The following is a 15,778-nucleotide window of genomic DNA, read 5'->3' as shown; positions in this document are numbered from 1 at the left end:
GATAGAACGGGCGGGCTGCGCCAAGCGTCACTCCGACCTGGCGTCCAGGACGTCTCCGAACGCATGCCACGTCGTGCCGGTCCAGCGCTGCAGCCGCATCTGCGTCCAGATCATGTTCTCGGTCTCGCTCGTGTTGACCTTGATCCCGGGCAGCACAGTCGGAACGACGACGTCTTTCAGGTTCTTCGCCTGCGCCAGAATATTCTTCCGCGACAGATCATCACCGCATTGCTTGAGGATCCGCTCGAGCAGGACGCCTTGCTGATAACCGGTCAGATAGCTGCCGTTGGTGATATCGGCGCCCGTCAGATACTTTTCGAAAAACGCCCGGTAGGCCTGCATACCCGGGTCGTCTTTCCATGTCTCGTCCAGGACGTCCTTGTTGGTGGTCCCGACCATCACGCCGACCGATTTGTCGAGGCCGGCCGGTGCGAGCGTGCCTCCGACCGATCCGGACGGGAAATTGATGATTACGGTCGCCTTCCAGCCAATCACCGAAGCTTGCCGGATGGCCTGCGCCGCAAACTTCGGCGTCCCGGCGATCACCAAGGCCTCGGCACCCGAGCTCTTCAGATTGGTAATCTGTGAGTCAATCGTCGGTTCAGTGACCTCGTAGGAAGCACTGACGACCTTGCGGTCGAAATCCTTGCCGAGAAACGCCTTGAAGGCAGCGACGTAATCTTTGCCAAGATCGTCGTTCTGATAGAGGATGGCATACTTGGCGTTCGGTAGCGTTCTCGTCAGGTATTTGGCGTAGATTTTTCCTTCGGTGTCGTAGCTGACAAGACCCGTGGTGATCAGCGGGTAATTGGCGACGTCCGTGAACTTGGACGAGCCGCTGACGATGGCGACACTCGGTACCCCTTTGGCCCTCAGGTATTTTGCAGTGGCTGAGATGCCGGGCGTGCCGAGCTGGCCGAACATGAACGACACTTCGTCGCTTTCGACCAGCTTGCGGACGTGCTCCACCGCTTTGGGAGGACTATATCCGTCGTCATAGGCGATGTAGTTGATCTTGCGTCCTTTGACGCCGCCGCGGTCGTTCAACGCCTGAACGTAGGCCATGAGCCCCTTGCCCACGAGACCGATCGATGATGCCGGTCCGCTGAAGGGAAAAACCCCGCCAATCTTGATTTCGGTAGCAGAGATTCCCGGCTCGTCGGCGGCGAATGCGGGACCACTCAGGAATAGAGCCAGAGCCGCGACGATCTTCCATCTCACCAGCATTGCGTCCTCCCAAACTTGCACCCCTTCTCGAGTGTGCGGCTTTGTTTTGTTGCGCCGGTGGCGGCTCGTCGCGCCCTTTGCGAAGAGGCATCGCGCAGAACAGGTCCAGCCGTAAATCCGGCACGTCGCGGCCGTTGCGTTCGGCCATCTTGTGCGCAGCCTACAGTTCTTTTTTTGAACTCGTCAAGCGATTAGATGCTCACGTGCCGTGACTTGGACGACAGGCCCCGTCCTCGTACTTGGAAATAATTTGGTCTAAATCCTGCGTATAAGGCCGCGTTTTCGGCTGTCTAGGACAGGATCGCTGGCGCATTTCGATGCTGCTGCACACATTCTTTTTTTGAACTATAAGGCCGCCGCGAGACCACGCAGTGCCTGGCTTATCTAGCCAGGCACCCACGGCGCAGCAGGGATAGATTTCGCCGACGCCCTACTCGGCGGCGATTGCTGTTCGCAATTCGGCATCCTTCGCCGAACGCTCATAGAGCTCGTCCGGGGCCGGCTTGATGCGAAACCAGGCCACATAAAGCGCAGGAAGGAACAGCAGGATCAGGACCTTGCCAACTGCCGTGCCGCCAATCAGCGTATAGGCCATCGATACCCAGAACACGGAATGCGTCAGAGGAATGAAGGCCAGCACGGCGGCCAGTGCGGTCAGGATCACCGGCCTGGTGCGTTGCACGGTGGCTTCGATGACGGCGTGATAGTCATCGAGGCCGGCAGCACGATTCTCCTTGATCTGTTCGGTCAGGATCAGGGCATTGCGCATCAGGATGCCTGCCAGTCCGATCAGGCCAAGAATGGCGTTGAACCCGAACGCAGGATGATGAAGAACAGGGTAACGGCCCGTTCGCGAACGGCGATCGCGGAAAGATTAAGGTTCATCTGCTAACTTACAATTGGCTGGGCGGCAGCTTCCTTGAGGCCAGCTGCCGCTTGGGCGGCAAGCCCGCGCGCGGCTTCCTGTGAATCTTGAAATTCCTCGAGGGCATGGACTCTGCCCCACCGCAGGGTGAACACGTGGAGACCGCGGTTGACGTACGAGCCGTCGCCATCGAGCAGCGTTGCGGTGCCGTCCCATTCGACAAACACGGTGGTGTTCCAGGGCCAGCCCTTCACCCAGACGTTGTTGACCCTGATATGGAGCGTGGGCAGGACGCGTCCGAGCCGCTCGAACCAGCGGCGCAGGGCCGCTTTGTCGTGGCGCTCCCCGCCCAACGCGTGATGGCCGGAAACACGGTGATGGATGTGCGGCGCGACCGCCTTCACCGCTTCATCCCAGCGATGGTTGTTGACATGGTCGAAGGTCTTTCGGATTTCCTGCTCGACGATGTAGCTGTACATGTGCTTCTCCAGCGGCTGGCGCGGAACGATTGAGACTCTTCAGTTGCTCCGGCTTTCAGCGGCGGTCCTGACACGAGCGCCCTCCAGCAGGAGGTGAGCGCCGAGCGAAACAATTGGATCACCAGAATTCAAGCCGGAGATCACGGCGGTTTCGTCGGTCACCCGAACAAGCTTGATCGGCCGAAAGCGTACGGTTGAGGTGGCGCTGTCGAGGATCCAAACTCCGGTCTTGCGGCCATCATCGAGCACTGCTCCGAGCGGCACCTGAACTTGCGGCTCGCTCGTTTGGCTCGGTAGCCGAATGGTCACCGTCGCGCCAAGTGGTGCGGCCGCGGCTTCACCGTCCAGGACATACCGGGCTTCATAGGTTCGGGTCTGGGCATCGGCGGCGTCGGACAATTGCCGCAAACGCGCCGTATAGCGCCACCCTTCGGCTGCTCCGTACACGCCGGCCTCGGCCACGGAGTCGATTGCCGGCCGGATCGTTTCAGGGAGCGCGACCACCGCCTCGCGAGGACCGGCCTTGGCAATCCGAACAACCGTCTGGCCGGCCGAAACGACCTGCCCGGGCTCGCCAAGCGTTTCGACCACCGTTCCGTCCGCGTCCGCGACCAGGATCGAGTACGTCGCCTCGTTCTCGGCAACCCGTGCATCGGCTTCAGCGCTCGCAAGCTGCGCCTCGGCCGTATCCAGCGCGGCCTTGGCTTGCTCGTAGCGCTGTCGGGAAGCCCAGCCGTTGCTCACCAACTTGGCGTATCGCGGTTCGTCCGCTTCGGTCTGCACGACGGACGCGCGCGCGGCAGCAACGGCGTTGCGCTTCGCCGTGACCGCAAGACGAAGGTCGGTTTCGTCGATCCGCATCAGCGGCTGACCGGCTTTGACCTGCTCACCGGTATTCACAAGCCGCTCCACGATCTTGCCGGGAACGCGAAAACCGAGGCTGCTCTGCACCCGCGCCCCGATGATGCCGGTGAAGCCACGCTCCGATCCGGTCACCCGCGCCGCGGCCGCGATCCTGACGATCGGGGCTTCTTGCCTCGGATCGCTCACGGCCGAGGCCGCCGGCGCGCGAAGCGTAACGAATGCGGCCACCGCGCATCCCGCGATCAGGACGCTCCCCAGCACGATCATCTGTCGCTTTTTCATAACGTGGCCTCATGCCAGATAGATTGCGTTCGAGCTCTATACCGGATAATAGATGTCGAACGCAATCTAAAATGGGGAGACCAATGATGCGAGTGAGTCGCATTCAGGCTGAGGAAAACCGGCAAAACGTCATCAATGTCGCAAGCCGCCTGTTTCGGTCGCGGGGATTTGACGGCATCGGCCTCAAGGACCTGATGGAAGCTGCCGGGCTGACCCAAGGCGCATTCTACAAGCAGTTTGAGTCAAAGGAGGACCTGGCCGCGCAGGCGTCGACGCGCGCGCTGGAGAGCGCCACGCTGCGATGGTCGACCGCCATCGCCGCGGCCCCTGAGGATCCCCTCGGGGCGGTGATGGGGTTCTATCTCAGCACGGATCATCGCGACGAAAAGATGGACGGTTGCCCGATCGTGGCGCTCGGCTCGGATGTGGCCAGACAGAGCAGCGAGGTTAAAGCGTCGTTCGAAGGCGGGATCAAAGCGCATATCGAAATCCTCAGCCGCCTGATTGCCGAAACGAGCGACGAGGAATCCAGGAGCAAAGCCATGGCCATTCTTTCGACGATGGTCGGAGCGTTGACACTCTCACGCGTCGTCAACGATCCCGATCTCGCTCAGGCCTTTCTGGAAACGGCGTCGCGACAGATTCGCGACACTGTCGCCGCTTGAAGATCGGTGCTTGATAACTCACAGGGAGAACGCAAATGCGCAAAGCAGGGATACACAATTTTCCGGCGATCGACCGTGTCGTTTACGGCAAAGCTGCGTCTGAGGCCTTGAACGATGAAGCGGTGCGGCTGGATGCCAAGCGCGTCTTCCTGATCGTCAGCCGCACCTTGAACACCAAGACCGACGAGATCGAGAAGATCCGGCGTGCGCTCGGCGAAAGACATGTCGCGACCTTCGATGGAATTGCAGAGCACACCACGCGCAAGCAAGCTGCCGAGGTTGCCCGTCAAGCCAAAGACGCCGGAGCCGACCTGGTGGTCGCCGTCGGGGGAGGCTCGGCGATCGATCTCGCCAAGATCGTCATCATGGCGATGGAACATGACATCCGTGACGAAGCGGGTTTCGATCCATTTCCCATGGGCCCGGGCGTCACCGTCTCTCCGTTCCGATCGCCAAAGGTTCGACAGATCGCGGTGCCATCCACGCTGAACGGCGGCGAATACAATGCAGCAGCGCTCGTCACCGATGAACGCAGCAGGCTGAAGCAGATCTTCTTCCATTCTCTGATGATGCCGGTGGCGATCATTCTCGACCCTGCCCTTACCGTCCATACGCCCTCGAAGCTCTGGATGGGATCGGGAACGCGCTCGATGGACCACGGCATCGAAGCATTGTGCTCACCCGCCGGCACGCCGCTTAGCGACGAGGTGGTCCTGGCCGGCATCCGCACGCTTCGGGAGGGAATGCAACGGACCTTGCAGCAACCCGATGATCTGGAGGCGCGTCGACTGTCTCAATATGGCGCGTGGCTCGCCGCTTTCGGCCTCCAGGCGCGGGTCCCGATGGGAGCCAGTCACGGCATCGGCCACGTGCTTGGCGGGACCTTCGGCGTACCACACTATTATTGCACACCGGTCATCATGCCGAGCCTACTTCGCTACAACAAGGCGTTCACAGAGGATGCGCAAACGCGCTTAGCAGCGGCTCTTGGCGAGCCGGGCATGGAAGCGGCAGCCGCCTTCGCAGAATTCACCAGGAGACTTGGACTACCCGGTCGCCTTGCCGACGTCGGGATCGGCGAAGACAAGTTCGAGCAGATCAGCAAGATTGCGATCAATCATCGCTTCGTGCAGGCCAATCCGCGGCCTTTTAAAAGCGAAGCCGACATCGTCGATCTGTTGCGAATGGCCGCCTAGCCAAATCCGAATGAACTGATACTTGCCCAAATTGACGTGCGGGAGAATCCAGCCATGACATCAGCTCCGCGCCCACGCCGGCAAGTAGGGCCGGCGACGCGCCGGCAACCGTCTATCAACTGTTCATGCAGGAGAGCGCGGATGCTGCCCGCTGGCATGAACATCCACGGTGGAGAAAGCCGTAAAGACAAGGAGGCGATCCCTTGCTCAAGCTGTCACATGACTTCGACGCAAGTAAACGAACCGGCTCCCGCTCCGCCCCGCGCCGGCATCGACTGGCAACTCGCTCCCGTTGACTTCATCCGGTTCGGAAAAAGCGGCGCCGAGATCTGCGCGCAAATGAAGGATCCCAAGCGCAATGGCGGCCGCGATGCCGCCGGGCTGGTCGAACATCTGCGCCATGACGCTTCGTTGAACGGCTTCATTCCGCGCGGCTGAGCGCCCGGCACAGGTCGGACGACGCCACCAGGCAGCTTCGAGAATCGTGTCAAGGACGTCGCCTTATGGGGGACGGCCTGACAACCTTGTCCGAATTGATTAGATTCGTTTTGCCGCATGCGAAGGCTGGATACGAACATATGACCGGCATGATCTGTGGACTTGAGACGGCCCTCGCGCCGCGCGCACGGGCGCCATAGCTGAGCAGCAACGCGTTGAGTCCGATCAGATCAGGCTCGACCTGCCGCGGCTGAGAATGTCGCCTGCGCCTTTGTCGCCGACGATCCTGCCGTGTTCGTACACCACCCGGCCACGGGCGATCGTCGTTACCGGCCATCCGGTGACGTCGAACCCTTCCCATGGCGTGTAGTCCGAACCGTGATGCAGATCGGCCTGCCGAATAGGCTTCTTCAATTTGGGATCCCAGAGCACGATATCCGCATCGAAGCCGACGCCGATCGAACCCTTGCGCGGATAGAGGCCGTAGATGCGCGCATGGTTGGTCGCGGTCAGCTCGACGAATTTTTGCAGGCTGATCCGTCCCTTCGACACGCCTTCGGAGAACAGAATCGGCAGCCGGGTCTCGACACCTGGAATGCCGTTCGGCACCCAGCGGAACGAGGTGCGGCCGTTCGGCGTCAGCTTGCCCCTGGGATCGTCGTAACGGAACGGGCAGTGATCGGACGAGAAAGTCTGGAACACGCCCGTGGTGATGCCTTCCCAGATCGCCTGCTGGCTTTCCGCGTCGCGCGGCGGCGGCGAGCAGACATATTTCGCGCCTGACATGTCCATGTTCAGACCCTTCATGTCGTCAGCCGTCAGCGTAATGTATTGCGGGCAGGTCTCGGCATGAACAGGCAATCCGCGCTGCTGAGCCCAGCGCACCTGCTCCATCGCCTCGCGCCCGGAGACGTGCACGATCATGATGGGAACGCCGATCACCTCGGCATGACTGATGGCGCGATGCGTGGCTTCGCGCTCGACCGCCTGTGGCCGCGACACGCCGTGATAATAGGGCGCGATATGGCCCTCGCGTTCCAGCTTGGAGGTCAGGAAACGGATGGCGTCGTAACCCTCGCAATGGACCATCACCAGCGCCTCCTCGCGGCGCGCGACCTCGAAGACCTCGAGCAGCTGCTTGTCACTGAGCACGAGGTCGTCATAGGTCATGAACACCTTGAACGAGGTGTAGCCGTCCTTGACCAGGGCCGGCAGCTCCTGCCCGAGCACGACCGCGGTCGGATCGGAGATGATGAGATGGAACGCCGTGTCGATATAGCACTCGCCTTCGGCAAGCTTGCGGTAGTTCTCGACGCAGGTCCGCAGCGACGTGCCCTTCTCCTGCAGCGCGAACGGCAGCACCATGGTGTTGCCGCCGGCGGCTGCCGAACGGGTCGCTGAGGCGAAGTCGTCGGCCATCACCACGTCGGGGCCGGAGGCCTGCGAGATGTGGACATGGCTGTCGATCCCGCCCGGCAGGGCCAGCTGCCCGGTCGCGTCGATCTCGCGCGCTGCGCCTTCGAGATGATCGGCAATGCTGACGATGCGGCCGTCGCGAATGCCGATATCGGCGCGGAACTCGTCGCTGGCCGTCACGATGGTACTGCCGCGAATAGCAAGATCGAGCTGCGTCACAGGAGTCTCCATGACTTGATGACCGTCGATGTCTGGAAGATCCGCCCCCAGTCGGCAAGAGCCCCGGCATCGCCGCCGGCGAGCTCCAGGGTTCGCCACAGCGTGACCGCTACCGAATCGACCACCGCGACATTCAATTCCCGTTCGAGCGAAGCCGCCAGCGCGGCGCCGTCGAGGTTGGTGCAGAGGATGACGACAGCATCGGCGCCGTCAGCCGCCACAGCGCGGATCATGCCAGCAATCGTCGCAGGCGCGACCTCGCCGAAAGAGAAATTGTCGCGCAGTCCGAGGTGCCGCTCCGCGTGCGGGGCGATCCCCTCCTCGGCCCAGACGTGACCGATCCGCCGCTGCACGTCGTCGGTATAGGGCGAGACCAGGCCGACACGTTTGGCGCCGAGCGCGCGAGCGGCATCGATGCAGGCGAGCGTGGAGGTCGTCGCCGGCACGCCGGTGCGCACCGTGATTGCCTCGCAAAGGCTCCGGTCTCTGCCGATGCCGAGCCAGCTTGCGGACGTACCGTTCCAGGCGATGGCATCGACCTTCGCATCGGCCAGCAGGTCCGCCGCAGGCAGCATCACCGAGGCGTCGAACTGGTTCAGCGCGGCGGCGTCGAGTGCGATCTCGGTGACGCGGAAACGCGAGAAATGCGCGGTGACATCGGCCACGCCGGCGAGCATCGCACTGGTGACGGGCTCCAGCACCGAATTGGAGGACGGCGTGATCATGCCGAGGCGTTTGCGCACAATTGACATCGATCGCAGTCGCTCCGTTGCGGCGAAAGCGCTCCTCGGCTTCCTCAAAAGGATCATCCGCGTCCGCATCGGTCCACGCAACCCGCAATCTGCATGCTGCATACAATTTATTCGATATGCACGTGTTTTGAGCCACATACGTCTTCTATTTGGGCACCTCACGTGAAGGAAATTAGCTACGATCGCACGTCAGCAGGAAGGCCGGCGTGCCGCAAAAATCCGAACCGAACCCGGGCCGAAAGTCGCCCAAACTCAAACGAATGGGCCTGCATGAGCGCGCCGCCGCGCGGATGCGGACGATGATCATTCGCGGCGAGCTGCCGCCGGGATCGCAGACCCAGGAAACCAGGCTGTCGAAGGAGCTGGGCGTATCGCGCACTCCGCTGCGCGAGGCGATGAAAGTGCTCGCGGCCGAGGGATTGATTGAGCTCCGCCCCAACCGCAGCCCGCGCATCGCCGACCTCGCCGTCGACGGCATCTCGGAATTGTTCGAGGCGCTGGCCGGCATCGAGCGGCTGGCCGCCGAGCTCGCCGCCGAGCGCGCCACCGAGCGCGATCTCGCCCGCCTGCGCACGCTTCAGACCCGCATGGAAGGTCATCATCGCAACGGCAAGCTCGACGAGTACTTCGCCATCAACGGCGAGATCCACGACACCATCGTCCGCATGGCGCGCAACACGCCGCTGCGCGAGGCGCACGTGACGCTGATCTCCCGCGCCGAGCGCGCGCGTTACCTCGCGCTCGGCGCCGACCGGCGCTGGAGCAATTCGGTCGACGAGCATGCCGGCGTCCTGGCCGCGCTCGAGGCGCGCGATAGCGAAACCGCAGGACGCCTGCTCGGCGCCCATGTTCGGCGCACCGGCACGGCGCTGCTCGAAGTCATCGCGGCCTCTCAAGCCAAGCAGACGGCGGCGCAATCATGAAGCTGCTGCTGCTCAACCCGAACACCAGCACCGCAGTCACCCAGTTGATGACGGATGTCGGGCAGCGCGCGGCTGCGCCCGGGACCGAGCTGATCCCCTGCACCGCGACCCGCGGCGTGCCCTATATCTCGACACGCACCGAGGCACAGATCGGCGGTGCCATTGCGCTGGAGATGCTGGCCGGGCAGCATCGCAAGGTCGACGCCGCGATCATCGCCGCCTTCGGCGACCCCGGCCTGTTCGCCGCGCGCGAAACCTTCGACATTCCCGTGGTCGGCATGGCGGAAGCGGCGATGCTGACCGCCTGCATGGCCGGACGGCGTTTCGCCATCGTCACCTTCGCCCAGGCGCTCGGCCCCTGGTACGAGGAATGCGTCCGCGCCCACGGGCTGTGGGAGCGCTGCGCCGGCATCCGCATGCTCGATACGCCGTTCCAGGCGATCTCCGAGGTCGGCACCGAGAAGGAGGATGTGCTGGTCGATCTCGCCCGGCGCGCGATCGTGGAGGACGACGCGGACGTCTTGATTTTTGCAGGTGCGCCGCTCTCGGGCCTCGCCGAGCGCGTGGCCGACCGGATCCCCGTCCCAGTCGTCGATCAAGTCATCGCGTCGGTGAAGCAGGCCGAGGCCCTGGTCGCGCTTCGCCTGCGCAAGGCAACCGCAGGCACGTACCGCCGGCCCGCTGCCAAACCCACCCTTGGTCTTGCCGATGCGCTCGCCGCCCGGCTCGAGCATCGCGATAACTAGGGGAGCTGCGGCCAGCGATGCGAAAAACCAAGCTTGTTCTCAATCGCACGGCCGAAGGCAAACAGGCGGGATTCGCATCCCGGCGGTGCAATGATCTGGATACCGAACGGCAGCTCGTTCTCCGCTCGGGGGGCCGGCAGGGTCAGCACCGGGAAACCGACCAGCGACACGATGAAGGTGACGGCGAGATAATCGATCGGCGTCTCCAGCGCCGCGCCATCGATCGTGGTGACGTCGCTGATCTCATTCGGCCAGGGCAAAACGGACGCCGCCGGCGCTACCAGGAAATCGGCGCGGCTGAACAGCTCGCGAAAGCTGCGATAGATCGCGGTGCGGCGACGCTCGGCATTGAGATAGTCCTCCGCGGAGAGCTTTGCGCCCGCCTCGATATTCCAGATCACGGTGGGCGTCAGCTCGGCGCGGCGCGACTTCAGCAGCTCGCCATAGCCGTTGGCGATGTGCGCGGCGCGCAGCGTCCGAAATGCCTCGATCGCACCGCCGCAATCGGGCGCGGACGGCACCACATCGGCCACGGCTCCGAGCGCCTCGCAGGCCGCGGCGAAACGTGCACGGACATCGCGCGCGACGGCCGCGATCCCGAAATCGGGCGTCGCTGCGATCCGGGGACGCACTGCAACCGGCCGATCCTCATTGACGACACCGATCGAGAGTGGGTCGTGCACATCGCCTCCCCCACAGATCGACAGCGCAAGCTCGAGATCGTCGACGCCGCGGGCGAGAAAACCGTGGGTGGCGAGCATGTCCCAGCCGAGGGGGCGATGCGGCGCCGGGATGCGACCGGGCGTCGGCCGGATCGAGGCGACGTCGCAAAAACTTGCGGGCGTGCGCACGGAGCCACCGAAATCGGTGCCATGGGCCAACGGCACCATGCCGGCCGCGACCGCAACCGCGGAGCCACCGGAAGATCCACCCGAAGTCAGTACCGGATCGAACGGATTGCGCGTCGGCCCGCACAATTTGTTGGTACAGACCGCGCCGAAGCCGAATTCGGGTGTGTTGGTCTTTCCCAGAATGATCGCGCCAGCGCGCCGCAATCGCGCGACCACGAGATCGTCTTCGGCCGGAATATGATCGCGGAACAGAGCCGATCCGTACGTGGTCGCAACCCCCGCAGTGTCGGTGAGGTCCTTGATCCCTATGGGCACCCCATGCAGCGGGCCGACCCGCGTTGGCGCGGCGTCGCAGATATCAGCGGCACGGCGGGCCCCCTCCGCATCGACAGTCACGAAGGCCGCCAATTGGCTATCAAGACTCGCGATCCGCGCCAGATGCGCCTCGACCGCGTCGCGCGAGGAGAGTTCGCCCTTCGCGAGGGCGCGTGCGAGGGCCGTGGCAGTGAGGTCGCAAACCGATCGATCCGACGTCATCACCCCACCATGCCAAACCTCGCGGCGAAAAGCGACCGGTGCGGGCATGAGACTTGCTTTCTACTCCGGGGCAACGGGAGGCAACACCATGGCTGAAGCGCAAGGCGGCCGATCGCTCGTGGTCGACGCCGTCACCCACCGCTATCCGAGCGGCGCGCTCGCGGTCGAGAACATCAATCTCAACATCAAAGGGGGCGAGATCATCGCCCTGCTCGGCCCCTCCGGCTGCGGCAAGACTACCCTGCTGCGCATCATCGCCGGCTTCATCGCGCAGACGCAGGGGCGGATCATCATCGGCGACGACATCGTCGACGCGCTACCGCCGAACCGCCGCGCGGTCGGCATCGTGTTCCAGAACTACGCACTATTCCCCCATCTCAGCATCAGCGAGAACGTCGCTTATGGGCTTGCCGCGCGCGGGATCGACAAGGCGACCCGCCAGCGCGAAGCACAGCGCTTGCTGGATCTGGTGCAGCTGCCGACCATGTCGGAACGGTTGCCACGGCAGCTCTCCGGCGGCCAGCAGCAGCGCGTCGCGCTGGCCCGCGCGCTCGCGATCAAGCCGTCAATCCTGTTGCTCGACGAGCCCTTTGCCGCGCTCGACAAGAATCTGCGGCTCGACATGCAGATCGAGGTCAAGCGGCTCCAGCGCGTCTCCGGCATCACCACGCTGATCGTGACCCACGACCAGGAAGAAGCGCTGTCGATGGCCGACCGCGTCGCCGTCCTGAGCCACGGCAAGCTCGAGCAGTTCGGGTCGCCGTCGGACGTCTACGACCGGCCGCAGACCCTGTTCGTCAACACGTTCGTCGGCGCCAGCAACCGCATGCCCGGCGTGGTCGTCTCGGCAGACCGCACGGCCGCAAAAGTCCGCCTCGATGCCGGCGCGGAAATCATTGCGCGTCCCGCCGGCGGCGCTCTCACCGAGGGCGGCCGCGTCACCGTGTGCATACGCCCCGAGCATCTGCAATTCGTTGGCGACGAGACCGGCTTTGCCGGCGTGGTCGGCATGTCGCTGCCGTTAGGAGCCACCGTCGTCCACGAGGTCACCACCGCGGACGGCTCCGGCGTCAAGATCTCCCAGGCGCGCATCGGCGAGACGCGCACCCTGGAGAGCGGCGCCGCGGTGCGCCTCGCGCCGCTCGCCCCGTCGCTCGCAAACGCTTTTCCTGCAACGCTTTGAATTCAGTTTTTGTCCAGAGGGAGTTCGACCATGATCATGAACCGCCGAAGCCTGATGACGACCGCACTCACACTCGGCGCCATGAAGGCGTTTCCCGGACTGAGCTACGCCCAGGCCCGCCCGCTGGTGTTTGCGACCTTCACCGGAAGCTGGGAGGAGGCGCACAAGGCCGTGCTGGTGCCGGCCTTTCGCAAGGCGAACGCCGATGCCGCGATGGTGCTCGACCCCATGCTCTCGGTCGACCAGATCGCCAAGGTGAACGCCGCCAAGGCCAATCCGCCGATTGACGTCATGCTGCACGATCCCGGCCCGGCCCTGGTCGCAATCGGCCAGGATCTGGTCGAGCCATACCCCGTCGAGAAGAGCGCCTATTACAAGGACCTGATCGCCGAGGCCCAGGAGCCGATGGGCCCTGCCCCCTTCTTTCAGGTCGTCGGCCTCACCTACAATCCGGAAGCCGTCAAGACGCCGCCGACCTCCTGGGCCGATCTGTGGAAGCCCGAGTTCAAGGGCCGCGTTGGCATCACCAACCTTAACTCGACGCTCGGCACCGGCTGGCTGGTCGAGATCGCCAAGATGCGCGGCGGTTCGGAAGCCAATGTCGATCCCGGCTTCAAGGCGATCGAGGAGCTGAAGCCCAACCTCGCCGCGGTCGCCGCCAATCCCGGCGCGCTCGCCACCCTGTTCCAGCAGGGCCAGATCGATATCTCGCCCGGCAATTTCAACGCCATCCAGATCCTGAAAGCGCGCGGCGTGCCGGTCGAGTTCGTGGCCCCGAAGGAAGGTGCCATCGCCTTCAAGACCACGATCCACATCGTCAAGAACTCGCCCAACCGCGAGCTCGCCTTCAAGCTGATCGAGGCGTCGTTGACCCCGGAAGTGCAGACCACGCTGATGAACCCGCCCTACCTGATCGTGCCGACCAATTCCAAGGTGGCGATGGGCGGCGAGATCGCGCGCGTGCTCGCCAAGGACACGGCCGAGCTGAAGCAGAAATTCGTGTTCCAGGACTGGAAGAAGATCAACGAGCAGCGCTCGGCCTGGATCGAGCGTTTCAACCGCGAGATCAAGATCTAGAGCTTCAAGGACTCATGATGGGCACAGCACCGGCATCACGAGACGTCACGTCCTACGGGATGGGATTGGCAGCGCCGCTGGCGCTGTTCTTCCTAGTGTTCTTCGTGGCGCCGCTGCTGCAATTACTGTGGCTCTCGTTGCACAACGACACGGCCGCGCTCCATTGGGGACTCGGCCAGTATCTGCACTTCCTCACCGATCCCTTCAGCCTCAGCGTGCTCGGCTCGACGCTGCTGCTTGGGGCCGAGGTGACGGCCGTCTGCCTCGTGCTCGGCTTTCCCATCGCCTGGCTTTACCAGCGGGTCGGGCCGCGGCTTCAGACCATCATCATCTTGATCGTGCTGCTGCCGCTTTTGACCAGCGTCGTGGTCCGTACCTTCGCCTGGATCGTCATCCTGGGCCGCCAGGGCATCATCAACGCGACGCTGCAATCGCTCGGCATTATCGAGACGCCCCTGAAACTGCTCTACACCCAGTTCGGCGTCGTCCTCGCGCTGGCGCAGGTGCAGATGCCGCTGATGACGCTGCCGCTGATCACCGCGCTCGGCCGGATCGATTCCAATCTCGACGACGCCTCCTGCTCGCTCGGCGCTGGAAGCTGGCGCACGTTCTTCCGGATCGTGCTGCCGCTGTCGCTGCCCGGCGTGATCGCCGGCTGCACGCTGACCTATGCCGCCGCGATCACGGCCTTCATCACCCAGTCGCTGATCGGCGGCGGACAGATGCTGTTCATGCCGATGTATCTTTACCAGCAGGCTTCGACCCTGCAGAACTGGCCGTTTGCCTCCGCAATCTCGATCATCTTTTTGCTCGCGGTGCTCGCGGTCGTCTCCGTCTTCACCACGCTCGGCCGCCTGTCGCGCGGCTATGGAGGTGCGTGATGAGCGGGCGCAAGCGCACCCTGGAGGCGTTCAGTTTCGAGCTGGTCTTGAGCCTGATCGCCGCGATTGCGCTGATCATCATCATCGCGCCGTCGCTGGTGGTGCTGATCGTCTCGTTCACCAGCGGCTTCTCGCTGCGTTTTCCGCCGCCGGGCTATTCGCTGCGCTGGTACGCCGAATTGTGGAACGCCTGGCAGCTGCACTTCGCAGCCAAGAACAGCCTCATCGTGGCACTGTGGGCGACGGGCCTGTCCGTGGTGCTCGGCGTTGCCGCCGCGCTCGCGATCTCGCGCTCACCGACGCTGTCGGCGCGGCTGCTCGATTCCCTCTTCATGTCGCCGCTGGTTCTGCCGGCGCTGGCCTTTGGCCTTGCCGCGTTGATGCTGTTCTCGCTGGTCGGCCTGCCGGTGTCGCCGTTGACGCTGGTAATCGGCCACACCGTGGTCTGCGTGCCCTATGTCGTGCGCAATACGATTGCGGCGCTTGCCCAGCTGGAGCCGACCCTGCTGGAGAGCTCGGCCGTGCTGGGCGCCGGCCGCATCTACACGTTCCGGCGCATCGTGCTGCCGCTGATCCGGCCGGGCATCATCGCGGGCGCCTTCATCGCCTTCATGTCGTCCTTCGACAACGTGCCGGTGTCGCTGTTCCTGCGTGATGCCGCCACCGACATGCTGCCGATCCGGATGTGGCAGGACCTCGAGGGCAAGCTCGACGTCACCATCGCCGCGCTGTCGGGCGTGCTGATCATTGCAACCGTCGCGTTGGTCGCGATTATGGAGCGCGTAACGGGGTTATCGCGGCGGCTGACCAACTGATCAGGCGCCGCGGAACAGCGAATAGCCCCAGCGCGTGAATTTCAGCGGCAGGTGAAAATGCTCGTCAACATTCTTGATGCGAAAGCGGAACGGCGTCACCGTGAGAAACCCGTCGCGCTCGCCAAAGAACTCGCCGAGATGAAACAGGACCTCATACTCGCCCGCCGTCACGCCCGCCCCCTGCGCAACGGGATGATCGAGCACGCCGTTGACACCAAGCCGTCCGTCGGCGACGCGCAGCGAGTCCGGATCGATCCGCCAGATCTCGACGCGCAGACCCTGCGCCGGGCGTCCGCTCGCCACATCGACCGCGTGAATGGAAATGCCACCTGCCACAATGTTCCCCCCGAGAGCGCTGCACC

General features: G+C 63.8%; 16 protein-coding genes and 1 pseudogene. 9 read left to right on the top strand and 8 right to left on the bottom strand.

Going from position 1 to position 15,778, the window contains the following annotated elements:
* Positions 1-27 precede the first annotated feature (27 nt).
* From ACFQX9_RS03225 to ACFQX9_RS03210, 4 genes and pseudogenes are all read right to left on the bottom strand, one after another.
* Positions 28-1,227 (bottom strand): ABC transporter substrate-binding protein, encoded by a 1,200-nt coding sequence (locus ACFQX9_RS03225; RefSeq protein WP_377786527.1) that lies wholly within the window; start codon positions 1,225-1,227, stop codon positions 28-30.
* Between the two features lie 430 nt (positions 1,228-1,657).
* Positions 1,658-2,050: pseudogene (locus ACFQX9_RS03220) on the bottom strand (efflux RND transporter permease subunit); the annotation flags it as partial.
* A 65-nt stretch (positions 2,051-2,115) separates the two neighbouring features.
* A complete protein-coding gene (locus tag ACFQX9_RS03215; RefSeq protein ID WP_018458764.1) occupies positions 2,116-2,571 on the bottom strand; it encodes a nuclear transport factor 2 family protein in 456 nt (151 codons plus the stop codon).
* 39 nt (positions 2,572-2,610) lie between these two features.
* Positions 2,611-3,717 (bottom strand): efflux RND transporter periplasmic adaptor subunit, encoded by a 1,107-nt coding sequence (locus ACFQX9_RS03210; protein WP_085350855.1) that lies wholly within the window; start codon positions 3,715-3,717, stop codon positions 2,611-2,613.
* An 86-nt stretch (positions 3,718-3,803) separates the two neighbouring features.
* Here ACFQX9_RS03210 and ACFQX9_RS03205 point away from each other — a divergent pair, with 86 nt between their 5' ends.
* The 3 genes from ACFQX9_RS03205 to ACFQX9_RS03195 all read left to right on the top strand — a co-directional run bounded on the left by ACFQX9_RS03205 (position 3,804) and on the right by ACFQX9_RS03195 (position 6,016).
* The gene (locus tag ACFQX9_RS03205) at positions 3,804-4,382 is read left to right on the top strand and encodes a TetR/AcrR family transcriptional regulator (RefSeq protein WP_026233656.1); all 579 of its coding nucleotides are present in this window, start codon (positions 3,804-3,806) and stop codon (positions 4,380-4,382) included.
* A 35-nt stretch (positions 4,383-4,417) separates the two neighbouring features.
* On the top strand, positions 4,418-5,578 hold the full coding sequence (locus tag ACFQX9_RS03200; protein ID WP_204510818.1) for an iron-containing alcohol dehydrogenase: 1,161 nt from the start codon (positions 4,418-4,420) through the stop codon (positions 5,576-5,578).
* Between the two features lie 141 nt (positions 5,579-5,719).
* Positions 5,720-6,016 carry a hypothetical protein gene (locus ACFQX9_RS03195; protein ID WP_377786524.1) on the top strand — a complete coding sequence of 99 codons (297 nt, stop codon included), beginning with the start codon at positions 5,720-5,722 and terminating at the stop codon, positions 6,014-6,016.
* Positions 6,017-6,241: 225 nt separating this feature from the next.
* On the opposite strand, the gene hydA is transcribed toward ACFQX9_RS03195, so the two are convergent.
* Positions 6,242-7,663 (bottom strand): dihydropyrimidinase, encoded by a 1,422-nt coding sequence (gene hydA / locus ACFQX9_RS03190; protein ID WP_201263813.1) that lies wholly within the window; start codon positions 7,661-7,663, stop codon positions 6,242-6,244.
* On the bottom strand, positions 7,648-8,403 hold the full coding sequence (locus ACFQX9_RS03185) for an aspartate/glutamate racemase family protein (protein WP_085394736.1): 756 nt from the start codon (positions 8,401-8,403) through the stop codon (positions 7,648-7,650). Before ACFQX9_RS03185 ends, hydA begins: the two co-directional genes overlap by 16 nt.
* A 206-nt stretch (positions 8,404-8,609) precedes the next feature.
* On the opposite strand from ACFQX9_RS03185, the gene ACFQX9_RS03180 reads away from it, so the two are divergent.
* Positions 8,610-9,326 carry a GntR family transcriptional regulator gene (locus tag ACFQX9_RS03180; protein ID WP_018458757.1) on the top strand — a complete coding sequence of 239 codons (717 nt, stop codon included), beginning with the start codon at positions 8,610-8,612 and terminating at the stop codon, positions 9,324-9,326.
* Positions 9,323-10,072, top strand: coding sequence for an aspartate/glutamate racemase family protein (locus tag ACFQX9_RS03175; RefSeq protein WP_018458756.1), 750 nt, complete (start codon positions 9,323-9,325; stop codon positions 10,070-10,072). The genes ACFQX9_RS03180 and ACFQX9_RS03175 overlap by 4 nt, the downstream gene beginning before the upstream one ends.
* Here ACFQX9_RS03175 and ACFQX9_RS03170 read toward each other — a convergent pair.
* Positions 10,069-11,460 (bottom strand): amidase, encoded by a 1,392-nt coding sequence (locus tag ACFQX9_RS03170; RefSeq protein WP_247370667.1) that lies wholly within the window; start codon positions 11,458-11,460, stop codon positions 10,069-10,071. The genes ACFQX9_RS03175 and ACFQX9_RS03170 overlap by 4 nt on opposite strands.
* 88 nt (positions 11,461-11,548) lie before the next feature.
* On the opposite strand from ACFQX9_RS03170, the gene ACFQX9_RS03165 reads away from it, so the two are divergent.
* From ACFQX9_RS03165 to ACFQX9_RS03150, 4 genes are read left to right on the top strand one after another with little or no spacing between them, the layout of a single operon-like run.
* Entirely contained in the window at positions 11,549-12,643 is a 1,095-nt protein-coding gene (locus ACFQX9_RS03165; protein ID WP_018458754.1) for an ABC transporter ATP-binding protein, read from the top strand.
* Positions 12,644-12,673: 30 nt separating this feature from the next.
* Complete coding sequence (locus tag ACFQX9_RS03160; protein WP_007608710.1) at positions 12,674-13,720, top strand: ABC transporter substrate-binding protein; 1,047 nt, start codon at positions 12,674-12,676, stop codon at positions 13,718-13,720.
* Between the two features lie 17 nt (positions 13,721-13,737).
* Complete coding sequence (locus ACFQX9_RS03155) at positions 13,738-14,601, top strand: ABC transporter permease (RefSeq protein ID WP_085362425.1); 864 nt, start codon at positions 13,738-13,740, stop codon at positions 14,599-14,601.
* Positions 14,601-15,416, top strand: a complete 816-nt coding sequence (locus tag ACFQX9_RS03150) for an ABC transporter permease (protein WP_377786519.1) — start codon at positions 14,601-14,603, stop codon at positions 15,414-15,416. Before ACFQX9_RS03155 ends, ACFQX9_RS03150 begins: the two co-directional genes overlap by 1 nt.
* On the opposite strand, the gene ACFQX9_RS03145 is transcribed toward ACFQX9_RS03150, so the two are convergent.
* Positions 15,417-15,752: a hydroxyisourate hydrolase gene (locus tag ACFQX9_RS03145; protein ID WP_026233653.1), complete on the bottom strand. Its 336-nt coding sequence runs from the start codon at positions 15,750-15,752 to the stop codon at positions 15,417-15,419.
* Positions 15,753-15,778 lie beyond the last annotated feature (26 nt).

The organism is Bradyrhizobium sp. GCM10028915 (genome assembly GCF_042666195.1).
In the GTDB taxonomy this organism is placed as follows: Bacteria; Pseudomonadota; Alphaproteobacteria; order Rhizobiales; family Xanthobacteraceae; genus Bradyrhizobium; species Bradyrhizobium canariense_D.
This window is presented reverse-complemented; position numbering and strand designations above follow the sequence as displayed.

What these genes read in the sequence shown, in the direction of transcription:
- ACFQX9_RS03215 (WP_018458764.1), bottom strand. Translation starts at nt 2,571, where the DNA reads ATGTACAGCTACATCGTCGAGCAGGAAATCCGAAAGACCTTCGACCAT.
- ACFQX9_RS03195 (WP_377786524.1), top strand. Translation starts at nt 5,720, where the DNA reads ATGCTGCCCGCTGGCATGAACATCCACGGTGGAGAAAGCCGTAAAGAC.
- ACFQX9_RS03170 (WP_247370667.1), bottom strand. Translation starts at nt 11,460, where the DNA reads ATGACGTCGGATCGATCGGTTTGCGACCTCACTGCCACGGCCCTCGCA.
- ACFQX9_RS03160 (WP_007608710.1), top strand. Translation starts at nt 12,674, where the DNA reads ATGATCATGAACCGCCGAAGCCTGATGACGACCGCACTCACACTCGGC.
- ACFQX9_RS03200 (WP_204510818.1), top strand. Translation starts at nt 4,418, where the DNA reads ATGCGCAAAGCAGGGATACACAATTTTCCGGCGATCGACCGTGTCGTT.
- ACFQX9_RS03210 (WP_085350855.1), bottom strand. Translation starts at nt 3,717, where the DNA reads ATGAAAAAGCGACAGATGATCGTGCTGGGGAGCGTCCTGATCGCGGGA.
- ACFQX9_RS03165 (WP_018458754.1), top strand. Translation starts at nt 11,549, where the DNA reads ATGGCTGAAGCGCAAGGCGGCCGATCGCTCGTGGTCGACGCCGTCACC.
- ACFQX9_RS03225 (WP_377786527.1), bottom strand. Translation starts at nt 1,227, where the DNA reads ATGCTGGTGAGATGGAAGATCGTCGCGGCTCTGGCTCTATTCCTGAGT.
- hydA (WP_201263813.1), bottom strand. Translation starts at nt 7,663, where the DNA reads ATGGAGACTCCTGTGACGCAGCTCGATCTTGCTATTCGCGGCAGTACC.
- ACFQX9_RS03150 (WP_377786519.1), top strand. Translation starts at nt 14,601, where the DNA reads ATGAGCGGGCGCAAGCGCACCCTGGAGGCGTTCAGTTTCGAGCTGGTC.
- ACFQX9_RS03155 (WP_085362425.1), top strand. Translation starts at nt 13,738, where the DNA reads ATGGGCACAGCACCGGCATCACGAGACGTCACGTCCTACGGGATGGGA.
- ACFQX9_RS03205 (WP_026233656.1), top strand. Translation starts at nt 3,804, where the DNA reads ATGCGAGTGAGTCGCATTCAGGCTGAGGAAAACCGGCAAAACGTCATC.
- ACFQX9_RS03185 (WP_085394736.1), bottom strand. Translation starts at nt 8,403, where the DNA reads ATGTCAATTGTGCGCAAACGCCTCGGCATGATCACGCCGTCCTCCAAT.
- ACFQX9_RS03175 (WP_018458756.1), top strand. Translation starts at nt 9,323, where the DNA reads ATGAAGCTGCTGCTGCTCAACCCGAACACCAGCACCGCAGTCACCCAG.